This is a genomic window from Delftia sp. UME58 (assembly GCF_014170385.1).
Lineage (GTDB): Bacteria > Pseudomonadota > Gammaproteobacteria > Burkholderiales > Burkholderiaceae_C > Comamonas > Comamonas acidovorans.
Map to the genome: position 1 here is coordinate 113,734 of NZ_LZZV01000009.1, position 21,495 is coordinate 135,228.

General features: G+C 67.2%; 20 protein-coding genes and 1 pseudogene. 8 read left to right on the plus strand and 13 right to left on the minus strand.

Annotated elements, in window-relative coordinates; genetic code table 11:
- Window positions 1–7: 7 nt before the first annotated feature.
- Entirely contained in the window at window positions 8–991 is a 984-nt protein-coding gene (locus A9976_RS01865; RefSeq protein ID WP_183017574.1) for an aldo/keto reductase, read from the minus strand.
- A gap of 138 nt (window positions 992–1,129) precedes the next feature.
- On the opposite strand from A9976_RS01865, the gene A9976_RS01870 reads away from it, so the two are divergent.
- Both A9976_RS01870 and A9976_RS01875 read left to right on the plus strand, forming a co-directional pair.
- Window positions 1,130–2,050 (plus strand): LysR family transcriptional regulator, encoded by a 921-nt coding sequence (locus A9976_RS01870; RefSeq protein WP_183017575.1) that lies wholly within the window; start codon window positions 1,130–1,132, stop codon window positions 2,048–2,050.
- Window positions 2,051–2,109: 59 nt separating this feature from the next.
- Window positions 2,110–2,628 carry a hypothetical protein gene (locus A9976_RS01875; protein ID WP_183017576.1) on the plus strand — a complete coding sequence of 173 codons (519 nt, stop codon included), beginning with the start codon at window positions 2,110–2,112 and terminating at the stop codon, window positions 2,626–2,628.
- Window positions 2,629–2,736: 108 nt separating this feature from the next.
- Here A9976_RS01875 and A9976_RS01880 read toward each other — a convergent pair whose 3' ends face one another.
- The 8 genes from A9976_RS01880 to A9976_RS01915 all read right to left on the minus strand — a co-directional run bounded on the left by A9976_RS01880 (window position 2,737) and on the right by A9976_RS01915 (window position 12,732).
- Window positions 2,737–3,726 carry a tripartite tricarboxylate transporter substrate-binding protein gene (locus tag A9976_RS01880; protein WP_183017577.1) on the minus strand — a complete coding sequence of 330 codons (990 nt, stop codon included), beginning with the start codon at window positions 3,724–3,726 and terminating at the stop codon, window positions 2,737–2,739.
- Window positions 3,727–3,969: 243 nt separating this feature from the next.
- Window positions 3,970–5,217 (minus strand): phenylacetate--CoA ligase family protein, encoded by a 1,248-nt coding sequence (locus tag A9976_RS01885; protein ID WP_183017578.1) that lies wholly within the window; start codon window positions 5,215–5,217, stop codon window positions 3,970–3,972.
- 193 nt (window positions 5,218–5,410) lie between these two features.
- Window positions 5,411–6,244, minus strand: coding sequence for an ABC transporter ATP-binding protein (locus tag A9976_RS01890; protein ID WP_183017579.1), 834 nt, complete (start codon window positions 6,242–6,244; stop codon window positions 5,411–5,413).
- Between the two features lie 174 nt (window positions 6,245–6,418).
- Window positions 6,419–7,735: an ABC transporter substrate-binding protein gene (locus tag A9976_RS01895; protein ID WP_183017580.1), complete on the minus strand. Its 1,317-nt coding sequence runs from the start codon at window positions 7,733–7,735 to the stop codon at window positions 6,419–6,421.
- 230 nt (window positions 7,736–7,965) lie between these two features.
- Complete coding sequence (locus A9976_RS01900; RefSeq protein ID WP_183017581.1) at window positions 7,966–9,030, minus strand: branched-chain amino acid ABC transporter permease; 1,065 nt, start codon at window positions 9,028–9,030, stop codon at window positions 7,966–7,968.
- 24 nt (window positions 9,031–9,054) lie between these two features.
- Complete coding sequence (locus A9976_RS01905) at window positions 9,055–9,984, minus strand: branched-chain amino acid ABC transporter permease (protein WP_183017582.1); 930 nt, start codon at window positions 9,982–9,984, stop codon at window positions 9,055–9,057.
- 10 nt (window positions 9,985–9,994) lie between these two features.
- The gene (locus tag A9976_RS01910) at window positions 9,995–10,780 is read right to left on the minus strand and encodes an ABC transporter ATP-binding protein (protein ID WP_183017583.1); all 786 of its coding nucleotides are present in this window, start codon (window positions 10,778–10,780) and stop codon (window positions 9,995–9,997) included.
- A gap of 14 nt (window positions 10,781–10,794) precedes the next feature.
- Complete coding sequence (locus A9976_RS01915; RefSeq protein WP_183017584.1) at window positions 10,795–12,732, minus strand: long-chain fatty acid--CoA ligase; 1,938 nt, start codon at window positions 12,730–12,732, stop codon at window positions 10,795–10,797.
- 319 nt (window positions 12,733–13,051) lie between these two features.
- Here A9976_RS01915 and A9976_RS01920 point away from each other — a divergent pair, with 319 nt between their 5' ends.
- From A9976_RS01920 to A9976_RS01930, 3 genes are all read left to right on the plus strand, one after another.
- Window positions 13,052–13,780, plus strand: coding sequence for a Crp/Fnr family transcriptional regulator (locus A9976_RS01920; RefSeq protein WP_183017585.1), 729 nt, complete (start codon window positions 13,052–13,054; stop codon window positions 13,778–13,780).
- A 161-nt stretch (window positions 13,781–13,941) separates the two neighbouring features.
- The gene (locus A9976_RS01925) at window positions 13,942–14,679 is read left to right on the plus strand and encodes a type IV toxin-antitoxin system AbiEi family antitoxin (RefSeq protein WP_183017586.1); all 738 of its coding nucleotides are present in this window, start codon (window positions 13,942–13,944) and stop codon (window positions 14,677–14,679) included.
- Window positions 14,676–15,590 (plus strand): nucleotidyl transferase AbiEii/AbiGii toxin family protein, encoded by a 915-nt coding sequence (locus A9976_RS01930; protein WP_183017587.1) that lies wholly within the window; start codon window positions 14,676–14,678, stop codon window positions 15,588–15,590. Before A9976_RS01925 ends, A9976_RS01930 begins: the two co-directional genes overlap by 4 nt.
- A gap of 18 nt (window positions 15,591–15,608) precedes the next feature.
- Here A9976_RS01930 and A9976_RS01935 read toward each other — a convergent pair whose 3' ends face one another.
- From A9976_RS01935 to A9976_RS01945, 3 genes are read right to left on the minus strand one after another with little or no spacing between them, the layout of a single operon-like run.
- Window positions 15,609–16,817, minus strand: coding sequence for a CaiB/BaiF CoA-transferase family protein (locus A9976_RS01935; protein WP_183017588.1), 1,209 nt, complete (start codon window positions 16,815–16,817; stop codon window positions 15,609–15,611).
- On the minus strand, window positions 16,817–17,806 hold the full coding sequence (locus A9976_RS01940; RefSeq protein WP_183017589.1) for a tripartite tricarboxylate transporter substrate binding protein: 990 nt from the start codon (window positions 17,804–17,806) through the stop codon (window positions 16,817–16,819). The genes A9976_RS01935 and A9976_RS01940 overlap by 1 nt, the downstream gene beginning before the upstream one ends.
- 13 nt (window positions 17,807–17,819) lie before the next feature.
- A complete protein-coding gene (locus A9976_RS01945; RefSeq protein ID WP_183017590.1) occupies window positions 17,820–18,989 on the minus strand; it encodes an acyl-CoA dehydrogenase family protein in 1,170 nt (389 codons plus the stop codon).
- 57 nt (window positions 18,990–19,046) lie between these two features.
- Between A9976_RS01945 and A9976_RS01950 the strand changes: the two genes are divergently transcribed.
- Window positions 19,047–19,913 carry an IclR family transcriptional regulator gene (locus tag A9976_RS01950; RefSeq protein ID WP_013804345.1) on the plus strand — a complete coding sequence of 289 codons (867 nt, stop codon included), beginning with the start codon at window positions 19,047–19,049 and terminating at the stop codon, window positions 19,911–19,913.
- 17 nt (window positions 19,914–19,930) lie between these two features.
- On the opposite strand, the gene A9976_RS31270 is transcribed toward A9976_RS01950, so the two are convergent.
- Complete coding sequence (locus A9976_RS31270) at window positions 19,931–20,251, minus strand: hypothetical protein (protein ID WP_259649070.1); 321 nt, start codon at window positions 20,249–20,251, stop codon at window positions 19,931–19,933.
- Between A9976_RS31270 and A9976_RS31275 the strand changes: the two genes are divergently transcribed.
- Window positions 20,250–20,489, plus strand: a complete 240-nt coding sequence (locus A9976_RS31275) for a hypothetical protein (RefSeq protein WP_259649071.1) — start codon at window positions 20,250–20,252, stop codon at window positions 20,487–20,489. The two genes, A9976_RS31270 and A9976_RS31275, sit on opposite strands and share 2 nt — an antisense overlap.
- A gap of 527 nt (window positions 20,490–21,016) precedes the next feature.
- Window positions 21,017–21,495 (plus strand): annotated as a pseudogene (locus tag A9976_RS31280) (pseudouridine synthase); the annotation flags it as partial.

Sequence of the window (21,495 nt, forward strand, 5' to 3'; positions counted from 1 at the left end):
TGTCCCGTCAGGCGTTGATGCCCTTCATGCCTTCCTCCGTATAGCGCTGCCCGGCCACGGGCAGTTCGTCGCTGGCGCGCCGCAGCTCGTCCAGCTCGGCGGGGGTCAGTGCCACGGACAGCGCGCCCAGGTTGTCCTGCAGATGGGCGATGCGCCGGGTGCCCGGGATGGGCACCACGTCCGGCCCCTGGGCCAGCAGCCAGGCCAGGGCGATCTGCGCGGGCGTGCTGCCCTTGCGCTGCGCCAGGGCCGATACGGCGCCCACCAGGGCCTGGTTGGTGTCGATGTTGCCCGGCTGAAAGCGCGGCAGGCTGGCGCGGAAATCGCCCTGCTCGAAGGCCGTGCCGCCATGAAAGCGTCCCGTGAGAAAGCCGCGCCCCAGCGGCGAATAGGCCACCAGCCCCACGCCCAGCTCGCGGCAGGCGGGCAGCACCTCGTCCTCCACCTCGCGCGTCCACAGCGAATACTCGGTCTGCACCGCCGCCACCGGGTGCACGGCATGGGCGCGCCGCAGCGTGGCTGCGCTGACCTCGCACAGGCCGATGCGGGCGATCTTGCCTTCCTGCACCAGCTGTGCCAGGCCTTGCATGGTCTCTTCGATGGGGCGCGTGGCATCGACGCGGTGCACGTAGTACAGGTCGATGCGCTCCACGCCCAGGCGCCGCAGCGAGTCCTCGCAGCTTTGCCGCGCGTACTGCGCGCTGTTGTCGATGCTGCGCCGGTACTCGCCGGCCTTGCGCACGATGCCGAACTTGGTGGCAATCTTCACGCGCGGGCGGCGCGCGGCCAGGAAGCGGCCGATCAGCTCCTCGTTGTGGTGCGGCCCGTAGACATCGGCCGTGTCCAGGAAATCGATGCCGGACTCCAGGGCATGGTCCAGCGCCTGCAGCGCCAGGGCATCGTCGCGCGGGCCATAGAACTCGCTCATGCCCATGCAGCCCAGCCCCAGGGCGGATACCTGCAGATCGTGGCCAAGTGTGCGTTGTTGCATTGCATATCCTCTTGCTGAAACAAGGGGCCAGTATGGTTTTCCGAAGCGGCCTTGCCTACTGAGAAAATCGCGCTTTGATCTTCCGTTTTCGGAAAGCATTTCCGAAAAAGCATTCCCAAGGAACAAAGGAGCACTTCATTGCAGTGGGACGACGCCCGCATCTTCCTGGCCATTGCCCGCGCCGGCAGCCTGAGCGGCGCCTCGGCTGCGCTGGGGCTGGGCGTGGCCACGGTCTCGCGCCGGCTGGACCGGCTGGAATCCGCGCTGGCCATGCCCCTGTTCAGCCGCCACCACAGCGGCTACCGCCTCACGGCCGATGGGCAGGCGCTGCTGGCCCCGGCCGAGGCGCTGGAGCAGGCGGCCCAGGCCCTGGGCGATGCCGCGCAAACCCAGGCACAGGTCGCGGGCGTGGTGCGGCTGGCCACGGCAGAGAACCTGGCCAACCCGCTGATCGCACCCTCGCTGGTCCATCTGTTTGCCCGCCACCCGGGTCTGCGCGTGCAGCTGGTCAGCGGCGTGCAGACGCTTAACCTGCACCGGCGCGACGCCGACCTGGCCGTGCGCATGACCCAGCCCGAGGCTGGCCACCTCACGATACGGCGCCTGGGGACGCTGGGCTTCGGCCTGTACGGATCGGCCGGCCATGTGCAAGGCCGCGCAGGCGGAAACGGAAACGGAAGCGGAAGCGCGGGCACCCACGGCTCGGACCCGTTCGAGGGCGATGCCTTCATCGGCTGGGACGACAGCCATGCCCACCTGCCAGCCGCACGCTGGATGGCACGCGCCCTGCACGGGCGGCCCTGCCGGCTGGAGACCAATACCCTGTCCGCGCAGCTGGCCGCGGCCCAGGCGGGCCTGGGCCTGGCCGTGCTGCCGCATTTCCTGGCGCGGCAGGCGGGGCTGGTCTGCGTGGCGCAGCAACTGGGCGCGGACCAGCCCATCTGGCTCGCCATGCATGCCGACCTGGCCCATTCGCGGCGCGTGCGTGCCGTGGCCGACCACCTCATAGAACTGTTTGAAGCGCATCGCACCGAACTGGACGGCACGGCCGCCGCCTGACCACAGGCCGCGCCGTGCTAAACACGCCTGCACAGATTGCGACACAAGAAAGGACTTCCATGCACCGCCTCCGCCTCCGCCATTCCCGACTCCTGCCCTGGCTTGGCGCGCTGGCAGCCATGCTGGCGCTGGCCGCCTGCGCCGACCGGCCCAAGGCGCCCGCCGGCCCGCAGGCGCCCCAGGGAGCGGCGGCTGCCGTGTATTCGCTGCTGTTTATCGACAACGCCTCCAACCTCGGCCCCAAGGCGGCCGCCTACTGCATAGGCAGTGGCCGGGGCTGGGCGCTGCTGGACCCCGATGCGGGCACGCTGGCCCTGTTCACCGGCCAGTCCCTGGTGCGGCCGGCGTCGGGCTGCGACGTGGGCAAGGGCGGAGAGCAGGTGCTGGACCGGGCCAGCGGCCAGCCGGCGCTGATGTTCGGCGTCGAGCTTGTGCACTGCACGGCCTCGGGATCGCAATGCCTGATGCGCGGCAGCTACTACGAAGGTCCCGGCAAAACGCAGAGCAACCTCTACAACGCAAGCCAGCGCGGCGGCAGCTGGCAGGCCGTGATGGCGCTGCGCGGGCCGGCGCCCTGAGCCTGCATCGCTGCCGTCGCGCGGCTCCCGCCAACGAAAAAGCCCGGCCGAAGCCGGGCTTGATCGTGGTTGCAACCGGGCGATCCGTCGCGGTGGTGGTCCTCGGGATCAGTCGGCGTAGGTGCCGGCTGCCTTGATGACCTTACCCCACTTCTCGATCTCGGCCTGGACGAACTTCTTGTGGCCTTCGGGCTCGATGCGGCCGTCGCTGGCGATCACGGCGCCCAGGGCTTCCTGGCGCTTGATGAACTCGGGGTCCTTGAGCGAGGCCTTCATGGCTTCGTTGACCTTCTTGACGATCTCCGCCGGCGTGCCCTTGGGTGCGTACAGGCCGTGCCAGATGGTGACCTGGAAGTCGGGCACGCCCACTTCGGCCAGCGTCGGCAGGTCCTTCAGCGCAGGCATGACCAGGCGCTTGGGCGTGGTCACGGCATAGGCCTGTACCTTCTTGGCCGTGATCTGGCCCGTGGTGTTGGTGGTCTGGTCGCACAGCAGGTCGACCTGGTTGCCGATCAGGTCGGCGATGGCCGGCGCGGCGCCCTTGTAGGGCACGGGCGTCATCTCGGTCTTCATGGCTGCCTGCAGCATCAGGCCGCACAGGTGGGAGGCGGAGCCGATGCCGGCATTGGCCAGGTTGACCTTGCCCTGGTTCTTGCCGATCCAGTCCTTGACTTCGGCGAAGTTCTTGGCCGGCAGGCTGGGGCGGCCGATCAGGGTCATGGGCACATCGTTGATGATGCCGGCGTACTCGAAGTCGTTGAGCACGTTGAACGACAGCTTGCGGTACAGCGACGGGATCGTGGACATGCCGATGTGGTTGATCAGCAGCGTGTAGCCGTCAGGACGGGCACGCGCGGCCTTGGCCGTGCCGATGGTGCTGCCGGCGCCGTCGGCGTTGTCCACCACGATGGTGGCATTGTTCAGATGCTTGCGCATGGACTCGGCCAGATCGCGGGCCACCTTGTCGGTCGGGCCGCCTGCGGTGAACGGCACGATGAGGGTGATCGTCTTGCCTGCGGCAGGATAGTCCTGCGCGTGGGCGCCAATGGCTGCACCGGCTGCCAGCGCAATGGCTGCGATCTTGAACAATGCTTTCATAGTGTCTCCAAGTAAATAGCGTGCAAATGATAGGGGGCGTTGCGCATTTGCCTTCGAGGGCAAACGCGCAAAAGAAACCGAATGCACGAGGAGACGGATTTTAAGAATTGTTTCTATTGCGCCGCAGCAGATTCCCTTGCCATTGATCTAGTGCAAACCCTTGGGGCCTTGACAGGCGTCATGTTTTAAGGGCTTGCAGCAGGCTGCGCGGCGGCGAGGCCGCCGTCCCCCGCGACTCGGTGGCTACTTGTACGACCTCGCATCCTCGATCACCTTGCCATCATTGGGCAGGGTGCCCGGCAGCACCATCTGCACATCGCCGCGCAGCTTGGTGACTTCGCGCACGGCATCGGACAGTTGCTGGGCCAGACCCGGCGAGGTTTCGCGGGTTTCGACCAGCAGTTGCATCTGGTCATTGGCCATCTCGCCCGTGACCACCAGCCGCGCGCGCTCCACCTGGGGGAAGCGGCGCACGACGTCGGCAATCTGACCCGGGTGCACGAACATGCCGCGCACCTTGGTGGTCTGGTCGGCGCGTCCCATCCAGCCCTTGATGCGCGCATTGGTGCGGCCCGTGGGGCACTGGCCGGGCAGTACGGCAGAGAGGTCTCCCGTGCCGAACCGGATCAGCGGGTAGTCGGGGTTGAACGTGGTGATCACCAGCTCGCCCACCTCGCCGGGGGCCACCGGGTCGCCCGTGCCGGGGCGCACGATCTCGACGATGACCTGCTCGTCCAGCACCAGGCCTTCGCGGGCCTCGGTCTCGTAGGCGATCAGGCCCAGGTCGGCCGTGGCGTAGCACTGGTAGCCGGCAATGCCGCGCTCGGCCAGCCAGTCGCGCAGCGAGGGCGGGAAGGCCTCGCCCGAGACCATGGCCTTGGTCACGGAGGGGATGGGCAGGCCCATCTCCAGGGACTTTTCCACAATGATCTTGAGGAAGCTGGGCGTGCCCACGTAGCCGGCGGGCCGCAGGTCGGCCATGGCCTGCACCTGCTGCTCGGTCTGCCCCGTGCCGCCTGCGAACACCGTGCAGCCCAGCGCATGGGCGCCGCTTTCCATCATCGAGCCTGCGGGCACGAAGTGGTAGCTGAAGCAGTTGTGCACCAGCTCGCCGGGCCTAAAGCCCGAGGCATGCAGCGCGCGCGCCATGCGCCAGTAGTCGGGACGGCGGCTTTCGGGTTCGTAGATGGGGCCGGGGCTGCAGAACAGGCGCGGCATGGGCTGGCCCAGGCCGATGGCGTTGAAGCCGCCGAAGATCTGCGCGGGCCGCTGCTCGGCCTGGCGCTGCAGCAGTTCGTACTTGCGCGTCACCGGCAGCCGGGCCAGGGCCTCGCGGCTGTTGATCTGCGCGGCATCGACGCCGGCCAGGATCCGGGCGAAGGCGGCAGAGTGTCGCTGCGCATGGGCGATCTGCCCGGGCAGGGCGGCCAGCAGCGCCGCTTCGCGTTCGTCGGGGGTGCGCGTCTCCAGCGCGTCGTAGAAGGCACTCATGGCTAGTCCTGTAGATGGAAAAGGGCAGATGGAGTTCGGCCAGCGGTGAAAGAAAGATTCCAACAATCCTTGTGCCGCCCCTTGCCCGCGAAACCGGCGCGGCCCAACCCCAGGGACACCGAGGAAGGGCCGCCCCGCACCGAGGGTGTCGTCCCCCTTTCAGGGGGAAGGCGCGAAGCGACTCAGGGGGTATTCATGCAAGCCAGCGTTTTCTGCGCTTGTAGCTTTTCACGTCCTTGAAACTCTTGCGCTCGCCGCCGCCCACGCCCAGGTAGAACTCCTTGACGTCCTCGTTGCTGGCCAGGTCCGAGGCCGCGCCGTCCATGACGATGCGGCCGCTTTCCATGATGTAGCCGTAGTCCGAGTATTTGAGTGCCATGTTGGTGTTCTGCTCGGCCAGCAGGAAGGTGACCTTTTCCTTGCTGTTGAGGTCGCGGACGATGTTGAACACCTCCTCGACGATCTGCGGCGCCAGGCCCATCGAGGGTTCGTCCAGGAGCACCATGCGCGGATTGGCCATCAGCGCGCGGCCGATGGCGCACATCTGCTGCTCGCCGCCCGAGGTGTAGGCGGCCTGCGAGGTGCGGCGCGTCTTCAGGCGCGGAAAGTAGTTGTAGACCTTCTCGAGGTTGGCCGCGATCTCGCCCTTGTCGGTGCGCGTGTAGCTGCCGGTCATGAGGTTTTCCTCGATGGTCAGGTGGGCGAAGCAGTGCCGCCCCTCCATGACCTGGACCACGCCGCGCTGCACCAGCTCGGAGGGCGTGAGGCTTTCGATGCGCTCGCCCTCCAGCTCGATCGTGCCCTTGGTCACCTCGCCACGCTCGCCCTTGAGCAGGTTGGAGATGGCGCGCAGCGTCGTGGTCTTGCCCGCGCCGTTGCCGCCCAGGATGGCCACGATGCTCTCGCGCGGCACCTGGAGCGAAACGCCCTTGAGCACCAGGATCACATGGTTGTAGATGACTTCGATGCCATTGACCACGAGCAGCGGATCGCTGGCGGCCGGGGCGGAGGTGGATGCGGTGGTCATGGCGTCGTCCATGGGCGTTGATACGAAAGCGGAGTGCGGTGGCCGCAACTCTCGAAGCATCTCTGCGCGGGGAATGCCCCAACTCAGGGACACCGAGGAAGGGCCGCCCCGCACCGAGGGTGTCGTCCCCCTCCCCCGCGAAGCGGGTAGAGAGGGGGAAGGCGCGCAAGCGCCTCAGGGGGTGCAAGTTCTAGCTTTTACGTTCTTTTCCTTGGCGTACTTGTCCGCGTACTCCTTGACCAGCGGCTCGACCATGGATTTGTCGGCCTGGTACCAGTCGGAGACCACCTTCCACTTGGCGCCGTCCCACTGCGCGATGCGCGACCAGTCGGTGCCCAGGTGGTTGTCGCAGCTGGTCTTGACGGGGCGGATGATCTTGCCGAAGCCCAGCTCGTTGAGGCGCTCCTGCGTGAGGTTCAGGTTCTCCAGGCCCCAGCGCACCTGCTCGGAGGTCATGACCTTGCCCTTGCCGTATTTTTCCTGCGCCGTGCGGATGGCCTCCACCTGCAGCATGGAGATCACCATGCCGCGTGTGTGGGCCATGGCGCCCAGTTCCTTGGCGTCGGTGGCCGTGCCCTGGCCCTTGTCGTAGACCATGGACTTGACCTCGTCGTGCACCTTGTCGTGCTCGGCCGTGTTGTGGATGGTCACGGTGTTGTAGCCCTTGGCGCCGGCGCCGATGTCCTTGACGTCATGGTCCGAGCCGGCCCACCAGATGGCGTACATCTTCTCGCGCGGGTAGCCCGTGGCCTGCGCCTCGCGCACGGCCGTGGGCGTCATCACGCCGGCCGACCACAGCAGCACGTAGTCGGGGCGCTGCTGGCGGATCTGCAGCCAGGTGGACTTCTGCTCCACGCCGGGCGCCGTCACGGGCAGCAGGGTCAGCTCGAAGCCTTCCTTGGCAGCGCGCTTTTGCAGCAGCGGAATGGGTTCCTTGCCATAGGGAGAGTCGTGGTAGACCAGGGCGATCTTCTTGCCCTTGAGGCTGCCCTTTTCCTTCTTCAGGATGTCCTGCACGATGGAATCGGCCGCGGTCCAGTAGTTGCCCAGCAGCGGGAAGTTCCACTCGAACACCTTGCCGTCGGCCGACTGCGACAGGCCATAGCCCGTGGTGATGATGGGCATCTTGTCGCCGGGCGCCTTGTCCGTCACGGCGAAGGTGATGCCGGTGGACTGCGGATCGAACCCGGCCGCGCCGCCGCCCTTGCCCTTCAGGCGCTCATAGCATTCCACGCCCTTGGCCGTGTCGTAGGCCGTCTCGCATTCCTCGTAGGCGATCTTCACGCCATTGATGCCGCCCTTGGCGTTGACCAGCTTGATGTAGTCCTGCTTGCCATCCGCCCATGGAATGCCCAGCGGCGCGAACTGGCCCGTGCGGTAGACCAGCAGCGGCACGAACTGGTCCTGGGCCTGTGCGGCGGGGGCGGCCACGAGAGCGCCGATTCCAGCAGCGACCGTGGCGGCGGCGATGGCGACTTTCTTGAACATCATGACGTTGTCTCCTAGTTGGCTGGGGAAGATTCCCCGGTTATCCGGCACTCTGTGGCGCCCTGTCTCGATCAGAATCAAACATTCCATGTTTCCTGGCGCCATCTGTGGAACTGGCGAGCCCCAGGTCAGGGACACCGAGGAAGGGCCGCCCCGCACCGAGGGTGTCGTCCCCCTCCCTCGCGTAGCGAGTAGAGAGGGGGAAGGCGCGAAGCGACTCAGGGGGTGTCATATCAATGCGGGAAGGGCCAGACGCGCAGCTTCTGGCGGGCTGTGGCCCACAGTTTTGCCAGGCCATGCGGCTCCACGATCAGGAAGAACACGATCAGCGCACCGAAGATCATGTGCTCCAGGTAGGTCGCCGTGGCCGTGGACAGCGGCAGGCCCATCCAGTGCGGCACCTGGGTGAGCAGCAGCGGCAGCAGCACGAAGAAGGCCGCGCCGAAGATGCTGCCCACCACCGAGCCCAGGCCGCCGATGATGATCATGAACAGCAGCTGCAGCGAGCGGTCCAGGCTGAAGGCCGCCGGCTCCCAGGCGCCCAGGTGCACGAAGCCCCACAGCGCGCCGGCCACGCCGACGATGAAGCTGCTCACGGCAAAGGCGCTGAGCTTGGCGTAGGTCGGGCGGATGCCGATCACGCTGGCGGCCACGTCCATGTCGCGCATGGCCATCCACTCGCGGCCGATGGCGCTGCGCACCAGGTTCTTGGCGGCCAGTCCCAGCACGCACAGGATGCCCAGGCACAGCAGGTACTTTTCCATGGGCGTGTCGATCTGCCAGCCCATGATGGACAGCGGGCCAGCGCTGACCGAGCCCGAGGAAGAGTTGTTCGTCACCCAGGCCGCGCGGCTTGCCAGCCAGTCCACGAAGAATTGCGCCGCCAGCGTGGCCACGGCCAGGTACAGGCCGCGGATGCGCAGGCTGGGCAGGCCGAAGATCACGCCGAAGACCATGGCCAGCACGCCGCCGCCGATCAGGGCCACCAGCAGCGGCATGCCCTCGAAGCGCACCTGCAGGTTGTAGGCCGCATAGGCGCCCACGGCCATGAAGGCGCCGGTGCCCAGCGAGATCTGGCCGCAGTAGCCGACCAGGATGTTCAGCCCCAGCGCCGCCAGCGACATGATCAGGAAGGGGATCAGCACGGCCTGGAAGGTGTAGTCGCTGACGCTGAAGGGAATCACCAGGAAGGCGACGGCCAGCAGCGCCACGATGGCCCAGCGGTCCTGGGCGACGCCGAAGATCTGCTGGTCGGATGCGTAGGTCGTCTTGAATTGACCGTTTTCACGATAAAACATGGTGCAAGTTCTCCGTATACGGTCTCAGACGCGGTCGATGATCTTGTCGCCGAACAGCCCCTGGGGCCGCACGAGCAGGAAGCACAGGGCCAGGCCGTAGGCGAACCAGGTCTCGATGCCGCCGCCGACCATGGGGCCCAGGTAGACCTCGGAGAGCTTCTCGCCCACGCCGATGATCAGGCCGCCGATGATGGCGCCGGGCAGCGAGGTCAGGCCGCCCAGGATCACCACGGGCAGGGCCTTCAGGGCCACCAGGGACAGCGAGTACTGCACGCCCAGCTTGGAGCCCCAGATGATGCCCACCACCAGGGCTACGCCGCCGGCCACCGACCAGACGATGACCCAGATGCGCGACAGCGGAATGCCGATGGACTGGGCCGCCTGGTGATCATCGGCCACGGCGCGCAGCGCGCGGCCGGTCTTGGTCTTCTGGAAGAACACGCTGAGCGCGGCCACCAGCAGCGCGGCGATGCAGGCTGCGTACAGGTCTTCCTGGCTCAGCAGCACGCCGCCCTCGAACAGGCCGTCGAGGATGAACATGGGATCCTTGGGCATGCCCACGTTGATGCTGTAGACGGCGCTGCCGAAGATCATCGGGCCCAGTCCGTCCAGCAGGTAGGCGATGCCCAGCGTGGCCATCAAGAGCGTGATGGGCTCCTGGTTGACCAGGTGGCGCAGCGCCAGCCGCTCGATCACCCAGGCCACGACCACCATGATGGCCAGCGACACGCAGATGGCCAGCAGGTTGGTGAGCCAGCCAGGCTCCATGCCGATCCACTTCGGGATCCACTCGGAAAAGCGCGCCATGGCCAGGGCCGAGAACAGCACCATCGCGCCCTGGGCGAAGTTGAACACGCCCGAGGCCTTGAAGATCAGCACGAAGCCGATGGCGATCAGTGCGTACAGCGTGCCCACCATGAGGCCGCCGAACAAGGTTTCCAGAAAAAATCCCATGTCTGTCCCCTCAGTGGCTCGTGCCAAGGTAAGCGCGGATCACATCTTCGTTCTGGCGCACCTCGTCGGGCGCGCCGTCGCCGATCTTCTTGCCGTAGTCCAGCACCACGACGCGGTCGCTGATGTCCATGACCACGCCCATGTCGTGCTCGATCAGCACGATGGTGGAGCCGAACTCGTCGTTGACATCGAGGATGAAGCGGCACATGTCCTGCTTTTCCTCCACGTTCATGCCGGCCATGGGCTCGTCCAGCAGCAGCACCTGCGGCTCCATGGCCAGGGCGCGGCCCAGGTCCACGCGCTTTTGCAGGCCGTAGGGCAGCTGGCCCACGGGCGTCTTGCGGTAGGCCTGGATCTCCAGGAAGTCGATGATGTGCTCGACGAACTCGCGGTGGCGGATCTCCTCGCGCTGGGCCGGGCCCAGGCGCAGGGCCTGCATCAGGATGCCGCTTTTGATCTGCAGGTTGCGGCCGGTCATGATGTTGTCGATCACGCTCATGCCCTTGAACAGTGCCAGGTTCTGGAAGGTGCGCGCCACGCCCATCTCGGCCACCTGGCGGCTGTTCATGTGGCTGAAGGTCTTGCCCCGGAAGGTGATCGAGCCCTCGGACGGCGTGTACACGCCGTTGATGCAGTTGAGCATGGAGCTCTTGCCCGCGCCGTTGGGGCCGATGATGGAGCGGATCTCGTGCTCGCGCACATCGAACGAAATGTCCGTCAGCGCCTTCACCCCGCCAAAGCGCAGGCTGATGTTCTTGATGTCGAGGATGACATCGCCGATCTTCTTGTGGGTCATGTCAGCGGCTCCGGTCAGGCCCTGGCGGTGGCAGCCACCGAATGGGTTTTGGCATCGATGATGGACAGCGTGGCGCTGACGCTGCCGGTGCGGCCGTCCTCGAACTTGACCTGGGTCTCGATGAACTGCTCGCGCTTGCCCGTGTACAGCGCATCGACCAGCACGCCGTACTTGTCGGCAATGAAGCCGCGGCGCACCTTGCGCGTGCGGGTCAGCTCGTCGTCGTCGGGGTCCAGCTCCTTGTGCAGCACCAGGAAGCGCGCCACCTGCGTGTCGGCCATGCCGGCCTCGGCGGCCAGGTCGGCGTTCACCTGGGCCACGCAGTCGGCCACCATCTCCAGCACCTTGGCCTTGGAGGCCAGGTCCACGTAGCCGCCATAGGGCAGGCCCTGGCGCTCGGCCCAGTTGCCCACGGCCTCGTAGTCGATGTTGATGAAGGCGCAGACCTGGTCGCGGCCGTGGCCGAAGCACACCGCCTCCTTGATCTGGGGGAAGAACTTGAGCTTGTTCTCGATGTAGTTGGGCGCGAACATGGCGCCCCGGCTGGTCTTGCCCACGTCCTTGGCGCGGTCGATGATGCGCAGCTGCCCGCTGGCATCGATCACGCCGGCATCGCCCGTGTGGAACCAGCCCTCGGCATCCACCACCTCGGCCGTGGCGTCGGGGCGCTTGTAGTACTCCTTGAGCACGGACACGCCCTTGAGCAGCACCTCGCCGTTGTCGGCGATCTTCAGCTCGATGCCCGGTGCGGCCTGGCCCACGCTGCTCAATTCCACCTGGCCGTCGCGCTGTATGCACACATAGGCGCAGGTCTCGGTCTGGCCGTAGAGCTGCTTGAGGTTGATGCCGATGGAGCGGAAGAAGCGGAACAGCTCGGGCCCGATGGCCGCACCCGCCGTGTAGGCCACGCGGATGCGCGACAGGCCCATGGCGTTGCGCAGCGGCCCGTAGATGCACAGGTCGCCCAGCGCGTACTTCAGGCGGTCCAGCGTGCCCACCGTCTTGCCGTCCAGGATGTCCGAGCCCACGCGGCGCGCCACGGCCATGGCGCGGCCGTACATCCATTGCTTGAAGGGCGCGGCGTCCTCCATGCGGATGGACACCGAGGTCAGCATGCCCTCGAAGATGCGCGGTGGCGCGAAGTAGTAGCTGGGGCCGATCTCGCGCAGGTCGATGGACACGGTCGAGGCCGACTCCGGGCAGTTGATGGTGAACCCCGCCACCAGCCACTGCGCGAAGGAAAACAGATGGTCGCCCACCCAGGCCGGGGGCAGGTAGGAGATCACGTTGTCGCCGGGTCCCAGGCGGTCCACCTGCACGCCGCCGCGTGCCGACTCGCCAAAGCTGCGGTGCGTCTGGCACACGCCCTTGGGCTTGCCCGTCGTGCCCGAGGTATAGAGGATGACCGAGACATCGTCGGGCGACAGCGCGGCCAGCATCGCATCCCAGGCGCCCGGGTGTGCGGCATCCCATTCCCGGCCCTTTTGCAGCAGCGCCTCGGTGCTGATCAGCCCCGGCTGGTCGTAGTGGCGCAGGCCGCGCGGGTCGTCATAGATGATGTGGCCGAGGCCGGAGACGCTCTCGCGCACCTCCAGCAGCTTGTCCACCTGCTCCTGGTTCTCGGCAAAGGCGAAGTCGATCTCGGCGTCCTCGATGACAAAGCGCATCTCGGCGGCCACGGCATCCTGGTACAGCGGGATCGGAACGCCGCCGCGCGCCTGCACGGCAATGAAGCCCATGTAGACATGGGGCCGGTTGTCGCTGATGAAGGCCAGATTCTGGCCGCGTGCCAGGCCCAGGGCCGCCAGGCCGCAGGCCATATGGCGCACGGTCTCGGCGGCCTCGCTCCAGCTCCAGGTCTGCCAGATGCCGTATTCCTTCTCGCGCAGCGCCGGCGCCTGGGGGCGCTGGGCGGCATGCTGGAGCAGCAGATGCGGGAACGTGGTCGTCATTCCATGTCCTTGGATGTTCGTGAATGGTGGCCGCATGGTGCAGATGCCCAGGCTTTGACCTACCGGCTTGGACTGCATCCTAGGACTGGCTTTGACGCCGTGGTGTCTGTTTGACGACAATCTGCGGGAAACTCATCATCGGGAAAACGCGCCGTAACAAAAGGTGCCAAAACGGTCTCATGGCCCGTTTGGGGGCTTGCGCATCCGCGAATGTGCGCGTGCGGCGGTCCTTCTGGAAATCCCGCTCACGCCAGCCCCCGGCCTCGGGCAATGCTTGGGTGGTTTTGATGATTGATCCGCGCACCCTCGCCGCGACTCCATGAGCCAAGAACTGTCACTGCACCAGCGCCGCCGCGCGCCCCGGCCCGAGGAACTCGAAGGCATTCCCTGGCTCGCCGTACTCCAGCCCGCCGAGCGCGAACGGGCCCAGAAGGCGCTGGTCGTCGGCGACGCCCAGCCCGGCGACTATGTCTGCCGCACCGGCCGCGCACCCACCTACTGGTTCGGCGTGGTCGAAGGCCTGCTCAAGATGAATACCGACGGCGCCGATGGCGCCAGCATGACCCTGGCCGGCCTGCCCCCGGGCGGCTGGTTCGGCGAGGGCACGGCCGTCAAGCGCGAGCCCTATCGCTACAACGTGCAGGCCATACGCCGCAGCGTGGTCGGTGGCCTGCCCATAGAAACCTTCCACTGGCTGCTGGACCACTCCATCGGCTTCAATCGCTTCGTCATGAGCCAGCTCAACGAGCGCCTGGGCCAATTCATCTCGGCCCGCGAAATCGACCGCCTCACCAACCCCGACCTGCGCGTGGCCCGCAGCCTGGCCGCGCTCTTTCACCCGCTGCTGTACCCGGGCGTGGGCGATGTGCTGCGCATCACCCAGCAGGAACTGGCCTACCTGGTCGGCCTGTCGCGCCAGCGCGTCAACGAGGCGCTGTCCGTGCTGCAGCGCGAAAACGCCATCGTCGTGGAGTACGGCGGCCTGCGCGTGCTCGACCTGGAAGCGCTGCGCAGCGGGCTGTTTGCGGCGGCGCGGCGGGCGGCTTGAGCATGAGCGGCGTCCGCTTTGGCGCCGTACCCATCGGCATGGACCAGCACCGATGCATGCCACCACGGAATTTTGAAAAGTATTGAAAATCGTAGCCAAACTACGATTATCAGAAAAATACCAAACTTGTCCGTGTTTGGAATAAGTGCTTGAATCGCAGCATGACTACGACCGGGGCAAGCAAATTAAACGCGCTCTACACGCAGCTGCCTGCGGGCACGCCCATCACCTCGCAGGATCTGGCAGGGCTGGGCATCTCCGCAGACCTGGCTGTCCATTACGTGCGCGCGGGCTGGCTGAAGCGCCTGATGCGGGGGGTCTTCTGCCGGCCCAACGACAGCCTGGCCCTGCATCCGAGCCTGGGCGTGCTGCAGCGCCGCCTGGAGGGCCTGCATGTGGGGGGCAAGTCGGCGCTGGACTGGTACGGCATGCGCCAGTATGTGGCGCAGCAGCCGGTGCTGCAGCTGTATGGCTGGGCCGCCGGGCAGTTGCCGCCATGGTTCACGGAGCGGTTCCCTGCCGAATACCATCGCAAACGGCTGTTCGATGAACAACCCGGCGATTTGCTGCACGTGGGGCCGTTCGAGAAACGCAGCGGTGCCGCCCAGGTCTCGGCGCCGGAGCGTGCGCTGCTGGAGCTTCTGAGCGATGTGGGCGTGCGCCAGCCGCTGCAGGAAGCCAGGGAGCTGGTGGAAAGCGCGTACAGCCTGCGCGCTGATGTGCTGCGTGAACTTCTGCAGCGCTGCACCAGCGTCAAGACCGTGCGCCTGTGCCTTCAACTCGGGCGCGAGGGGGCGCTGCCCTGGGCCGCCAGGCTGGAGACGGCCTCGCTGCCGACGGGAAGCGACAGGCCCTGGGTGTCCCGGTCGGCCGAGGGCCTGTTGGTGCTCAAGCCATGAACCAGACCTATCTCGACACTGCGCGCCTGTTGACACAGGTCGCGCCGCTGGTGTTTGTGGATGACACGTTCGCGCTGAAGGGCGGAACCGCGATCAACCTGTTCGTGCGCGATATGCCGCGTCTGTCCGTTGATCTGGATCTGGTGTTTCCCGACCACAGGCCGTCACGTGATGAGGCGCTGCTGCGGATCAATCAGGCCATCCGGCAAGCGGCAGAACGTCTGACGAAGCGGGGCTTTCAGACCCATGCGCCGGTGGCTGCAGCGGGCCAGACCAAGCTGCTGGTGCGCCGTGGTCCCGTGCAGGTCAAGATCGAAGTGAACTATGTCATGCGGGGCACGGTGCTGCCGGTGCGGCAGGCCTCGCTCACGCCAACTGCGCGCGATGTGCTGATGGCTGACCTGGAGATTCCCGTGGTCTCCGCAGAGGACTTGTACGGCGGCAAGCTCGTGGCCGCCCTGGATCGGCAGCACCCGCGTGATCTGTTCGATGTGATGCAGCTGTTCGCGCACGGCGGCATGACCTCAGGCATCCGGCGCGCCTTCGTGGTCTATCTGGCCTGCAGCAACCGACCTTTGCACGAAGTGCTGTTTCCTCCCTTGCGTGATGTCCGGCACGATTTCGAGAACAACTTCCGGGGCATGACGGCCGAGCCTGTGCCGCTGCAATCTCTGCTCGCAGCACGCGAGCGGTTGCTGCGGGAGCTTCAGCAAGGGCTGGATGCCAGTGAACGGCGCTTTTTGCTGTCGCTGGCCGCAGGAGTCCCCGATTGGCCGGAGCTGGACATCGCCCATCTCGAACACCTGCCCGGCGTGCGATGGAAGGTGCAGAACCTGGCGCAGCTACGCACGTCCCATCCCCGCAAGTTCGCTGAGCAGGCTGACCTGCTGGCCGCACGGCTGGTCATCTGACGCCAGCACTGCACGCCTTCATATCACGCCTTCGCGCCGCAGCCTCTCCTGCTGCTGCGCATCCAGCCCCAGCGCCGCATAGATGCGTGCATTGTCCTGGCCGGTGGCCGGGCCGCTGCGTGGCGAAGGGGCCTGGCGGCCCGTGAAGCGGGGCACGGGCGCGGGGGCGGCGAGGAGGCCCAGGTCGGGGTCGGGCAGGGTGATGAAGCTGCCGCGTTCCGCGAAATGCGGGTCCTGCAGCGCGTCCCCGGCCGAGCAGACCTTGCTGAACGGAATGTCGTGCGCGGCCAGGGCGGCCATGGCCTGGCCGCAGTCCAGGGCTGCGCACCATTGCACGATCTGCGCATCCAGTGCCTGCAGGTGGCGGATGCGCGCGGCGTTGTCCGCAAAGCGCGGGTCGGCGGCCAGGTCGGCGCGGTCCATGGCCTGGCACAGGCGCTTGAAGATGGCATCGCCCGTGGCGACCACGGTGAGCCAGGCGCCGTCGCGCGTGCGGTAGACGTTGGAGGGCGCCGTGTAGCCCGCGCACGATCCCGTGCGGCTGCGTGCCTGTCCGCACAGCTGGAATTCGGCCGCCAGCGGGTCCAGCAGGCGCAGCATGGCTTCGGTGGCCGACAGGTCGATCTCCACGCCGCGCCGTTCGCCGGGCGGCTGCGCGTTGCGCTCGGCCAGTGCGGCCGCGATGGAGAAGGCGCCGAACAGCCCGGCCACGGCATCGCCCAGCGGGTAGTTCATGTGCTGGGGCGGGCCGCCCGCCTCGCCCGTGAGGTGGGCGAAGCCGCTCATGGCCTCGAAGATGCGCGCAAAGCCTGGCCGGCGCGCATAGGGGCCGGTCTGGCCGAAGCCCGTCAGGCGCAGCACGATGAGGCGCGGGTTGCGGGCATGCAAGGTGGCCAGGTCCAGCCCCCAGCGGTCCAGCGTGCCGGTGCGGAAGTTCTCCACGAGCACGTCGAAATCCTCGATCAGCCGCAGGAACAGCATGCGGCCCTCGGCCTTGCGCACGTCCAGCGAGATGCCCTGCTTGCCCCGGTTGGCGGTTTTCCAGAACACGGCGTGGCCGTCGTGCACGGGGGCCAGGCTGCGCAGCGTGTCGCCGCCGCCAGGCAGCTCCAGCTTGACGACATCGGCGCCCAGGTCGCCGCACAGCGTGGCCGAGAAGGGGGCGGCCAGCACCGTGGCCATGTCGAGGATGCGCACACCCTCCAGCGGATAGCCTTGGCGCTGCATCAGTTGCCTTTCAGGTCCACGTTCTTCAGCACGGGCTCCCAGGCGCGGCGGTCTTCGGCCACGCGCTTGTGGAAGTCCACCGCCTGCGTGGGCAGCGGCGTGGCACCCAGGCGCGCCAGCTTGTCGCGTGTCTCGGGCAAGGCCATGGCCTTGGCCAGCGCCTGGTTGAGCGTGGCCACGGTCTGCTGCGGCGTGCCCTTGGGCGCGGCCAGGCCCACCCACAGGCCGGTGTCCAGCCCGGCCACGCCCAGCTCGGCAAAGGTGGGAATGTCGGGCGCTGCGGGCGAGCGGCTCTTGCCGGTCTGCGCCAGGATGCGGATCTGCCCGCCCTGCATGTAGGGCAGGGTGCCGCCCAGGTTGTTGCACATCACCGGGATGTGGCCGGCCATGAGGTCGTTGACGGCCGGGGCGTTGCCCTTGTAGGGCAGGTGCTGCATCTTCGTGCCGAGCCGGTGGTTGACCATCTCGCAGACCAGGTGCGAGGGCGTGGCCGTGCCGGCCGAGCCGAAGGACAGCGTGCCGGGCCTGGCCTTGTCGGCCGCCACCAGTTCGGCCAGCGTGCGGTAGGGCGTCTTTGCGTTGACGGCGATGACGTTGGGCAGGTCCGCCACCAGCCCGATGTACTCGTAGTCGGTCAGCGGATTCCACTTGAGGTTGGCGTGCACATGGGGCAGGAAGACATTGCTCAGGCCCGCCATGAGCAGGGTGTAGCCGTCGGGCGCGGCGCGCGCAACGAGTTCCGAGCCGACGAGGCTGCCTGCGCCGGGCCTGTTCTCCACCACCACGGGCTGTCCCAGGGCCTTGCCCAGTTCCACAGAAAGGGCACGGGCGACGAGGTCGGTGCTGCCGCCTGCGGGGAAGGGAACGATCACGCGCACGGGCCGATCGGGAAAAGCCGCCTGGGCCGCCTGGGCCGCCTGCGCGCAGGCGCACAGTGCAGCCAGCAGGCCCAGGGTGGCCAGGTGCTTCTTGGTGAGGGGGGATGTCATGGGGCCTCCGGTGTCAGGCGCTCTCGCGCAGCATGAGCTTGGCGATGTTGAGCTGGTGGATCTGGCTGGTGCCTTCGTAGAGGCGGAACAGGCGCACGTCGCGGAAGTAGCGCTCGATGGGGCTGAAGTCGGCCACATAGCCCGCGCCGCCGAACATCTGCACGGCGCGGTCGGCCACGCGGCCGCACATCTCGGAGGCGAAGTACTTGCACATGGAGGCGGACAGCGCCACGTCCTCGCCCCGGTCGCGGGCGCGGGCGGCCTCCAGGATCATGGATTGCGCCGCGAAGATCTCGGTGCGGCTGTCGGCCAGCATGGCCTGCACCAGCTGGAAGTTCGCCACCGGCTGGCCGAACTGCTCGCGCTGGCGCACATGGGCCAGCGCCAGGTCCAGCATGCGTATCGCCGGCCCCGTGCACAGCGCGGCCAGGTGCAGGCGCTGCTTGTTGAGCACCTTCATCACGGTCCTGAAGCCCTGGCCCTCGCGCCCGCCGATGATCTGGTCGGCCGGCACGCGGCAGTCCTGGAAATGCACGTCCGACACGGGGGAGCCGGCCTGGCCCATCTTGCGATAGGGCTGGCCCGTCACCAGGCCCGGCGAGCGTTCCACGAAGAAGGCCGTCAGCCCCTCGCTGCCCGTGCTGCCTTCGCCGGTGCGGGCGATGACGGTGAACACATCGGCCAGCGGCGCATTGGTGATGAAGCGCTTGCTGCCGTTGAGCACATAGTGGTCGCCCTCGCGGTGCGCCGTGGTCTGGATGTTGCTCGCCTCCGAGCCCGCGTCCGGCTCGGTCAGCGCCAGGCAGCCCGTGAGCTCGCCGCGCGCCATGCGCGGCAGCCAGCGCTGCTTTTGCGCCTCGGTGCCGTCGGCCACCAGGGCTTCCGAGCCAATGCCGGTGTTGGTGCCCACGCGGGCCCGCAGCGCCACCGAGGCCTGGGACAGCTCGAAGGCGCAGCGCACCAGCTCCTCGGTGCTCAGGCCCAGGCCGCCATAGGCCTGGGGAATGCTCCAGCCGAAATAGCCCTTGTCGCGCAGCTCCTGGACCACGGCGGGCGGAATGCTGTCGTCGCGCTCGATCTGCTCTTCGAGCGGATGCCAGCGGTGGCGCACGAAATGGCGGATGTCTGCAATCAACGCCTGCAGGCGGGCGTCGGCGGGATGGGGGGTGGGGGCTTGGCTCATGGGCCGCACTGTAGGAAGCGCGGGCGACAGGGCTGCAATGCAGTTTCAAATATTGAAATGCAGTTGCGGCTTTGCGGCCGTGGTCCGCACAATCGCCACGTGCCCCACACCCCCATTGCCCACCAGCCCAGGGACTCGCAGGATGTCTGCCGCATCCGCGAGCAGGACCCGTATTTCGCGGGCACGCTGGCCAAGGGGCTGATGATTCTCCAGTGCTTCGTCAGCGACCCGCGCCCGCATGCCAACAGCGAACTGGCCCGCCGCCTGGGCCTGCCGCGCCCCACCGTGTCCAGGCTGTGCCGCAGCCTGCAGACCATGGGCTACCTGGACCATGACGAGCGGCTGGACCGCTACTTCGTCGGCCCGGCCGCCGTCGCCCTGGGCTACCCCTATGTGATCAATACGCCCTTGCTCGGCCCGCTGCGCCTGCCCATGCAGGCGCTGGCCGACCGTGTGAAGGGGGCGGTGTCGGTGGGCGTGGTCATGGACCTGGATGTGGTCTACCTGGATACCTGCGCCTGGGAGGGCGGCACGCTCAAGCGACCCGGCGTGGGCGCCGTGCGCGGCGTGCTGGAAACGGCCATGGGCCGGGCAGGGCTGGCCCAGCTCGATGCCGGGGAACTGCAGCGCTTCCTGGACCGCGTGCGCAGCCAGCGGCCCGAGGAATACGCGCGCTGCATGGACAACGCCAGCGAAAGCCTGGCGCACTATGCCGCCCGGGGCTTCGCGGTCAACATGGGCGACTCCGGCCTGGGCGTGTGCGCCGTGGGGGCGGCCTCGCGCATCCGCTACGGGTCGCGCCGGCTGCTGTTCAACTGCGCCGTGCCGGGCCTGCGCATGCCGGCCCGCACGCTGATCCGGGATGTGGGCCCCCAGCTGGCGCAGTTGGTGGCCCTGTGCGACCGGCTGCCCGTGGACCGCTGATCTGCGAGCCTGGCGCTTCAGAAGGCGGCCAGCACGATGCCGATGGCCAGCAGCACGCCGAAGGAGATCCAGCCGTTCTTCTGGTCCAGGCCGCCGATCTGGCGCAGCGCCTCTTCGCGCGCAGCGCCCACCAGGCCCCTCTGGTTGATCTGCTGTATGCGCGTGACCAGCCATTGCAGGTAGGTGCGCTTGACCGTGAACGAGATGGCCACCGCGATGCCGAGCACGCGCCCGGCGCCCCCCGTGCCGGGCATCAGCAGATTGATGATCAACAGGGTGATGAACGCCACCACGGCATAGGCGTAGACGCGGCGCGCAATGGCCCAGGAAACTCCCATGAAGGGAATGGCGGTCCAGCAGGGACTCATGGATGCGAAAAAGCCCTTTTTCCCGCTGACCATGCGCTCCCACAGTGGCCGGTATTTTTCAGCATTCGGGCCGATGGCGCTCTCCATATCGGACCACTCGATTCCAGTCAAGTCCGGCTTGGTGATAAGCAGTGCCTTGAATTGTTCTTTCAATGGAGTGGAATTCGATAGGTTGGGTGTATCGCTCATGGTTTTCCTTGTTGAATGAGGCGGGAGTCCGGGCGGGATGGTCTGGATACCGCAGCAGGCGCTGCGCGAAGGGCTGTTGTCTCGAAAAAGCCCCCCGTTTCTGGACGGGCGCCATTCTATGGGGAGATGTATGGGCAATGGCAAGCCCAATGGGTTGATTTGCAATCGCCAATGAATGAAATCGCCTGAATAAAATACAGTTTTTTACATATTTCATGCCGTGCATTGGAAGATCCCAATCGGCCGGATTGAAGATGTTTTGCCGATTTGATTCGCTTCTTGTCGATTTTTCATTGAGGATTCATCCGGTTGTGCATATCGCGCCGGATACAGCGATTGGGATGGGTCGGCCGCCAGGCGCATTGCATGGGGCATGAATGTGCGGTGCGGAACATGGCGAGCCCGCCTGGGCGCAGGGCCGGGCGGCGGGGCTGGCAAGGGGGCTCTGGCGGCCTGCCCGCAGGCCGCCCGATAGCCGAGCGCAATGCCCGTATTGGCCGCAGGGCGCAGCCGCTGCGGGCCTTGCCGCGCGACAATGGCGGTCTAATGTCATCCCCTACTTCTTCCAAACCGTCCCGGCCCGGCGCCGACGAGGCGGCAGCGCCCTCCGCGCGCCCTGTGCTGCGCCGCCCCGAAAAGCCACAGGCCGAGCCGGCTGGCGATGCCCGCCGCCCTTCGGGTGGCGCGGGCAAATCCGCAGGCGCACGCGGCGGCCCGCGCGGTGACCGCAACGACCGCAACGACCGCAATGAACGTGGCGGCGACCGTGGCGGCCGCAATGATCGCTACGAGCGCTCCGACCGCCGTGATGCCCCCCCTCGCGGCGATGCCCGCGGTGGGGCACCGCGAGGCGATGCCCGCGGTGCAGCACCCCGCGACGACGCCCGTGACCAGCGCCCGCGCAGCAGCGGTTTCGGCCGTGCCGAGGACCTGGACCGTTCCCAGCCGCGTGGCGACTGGCGCGAACAGGGCGGCGGCGAAAACCGTGCCCCGCGCGAGCAGCGCGACATGCGCGATGCCCGCCC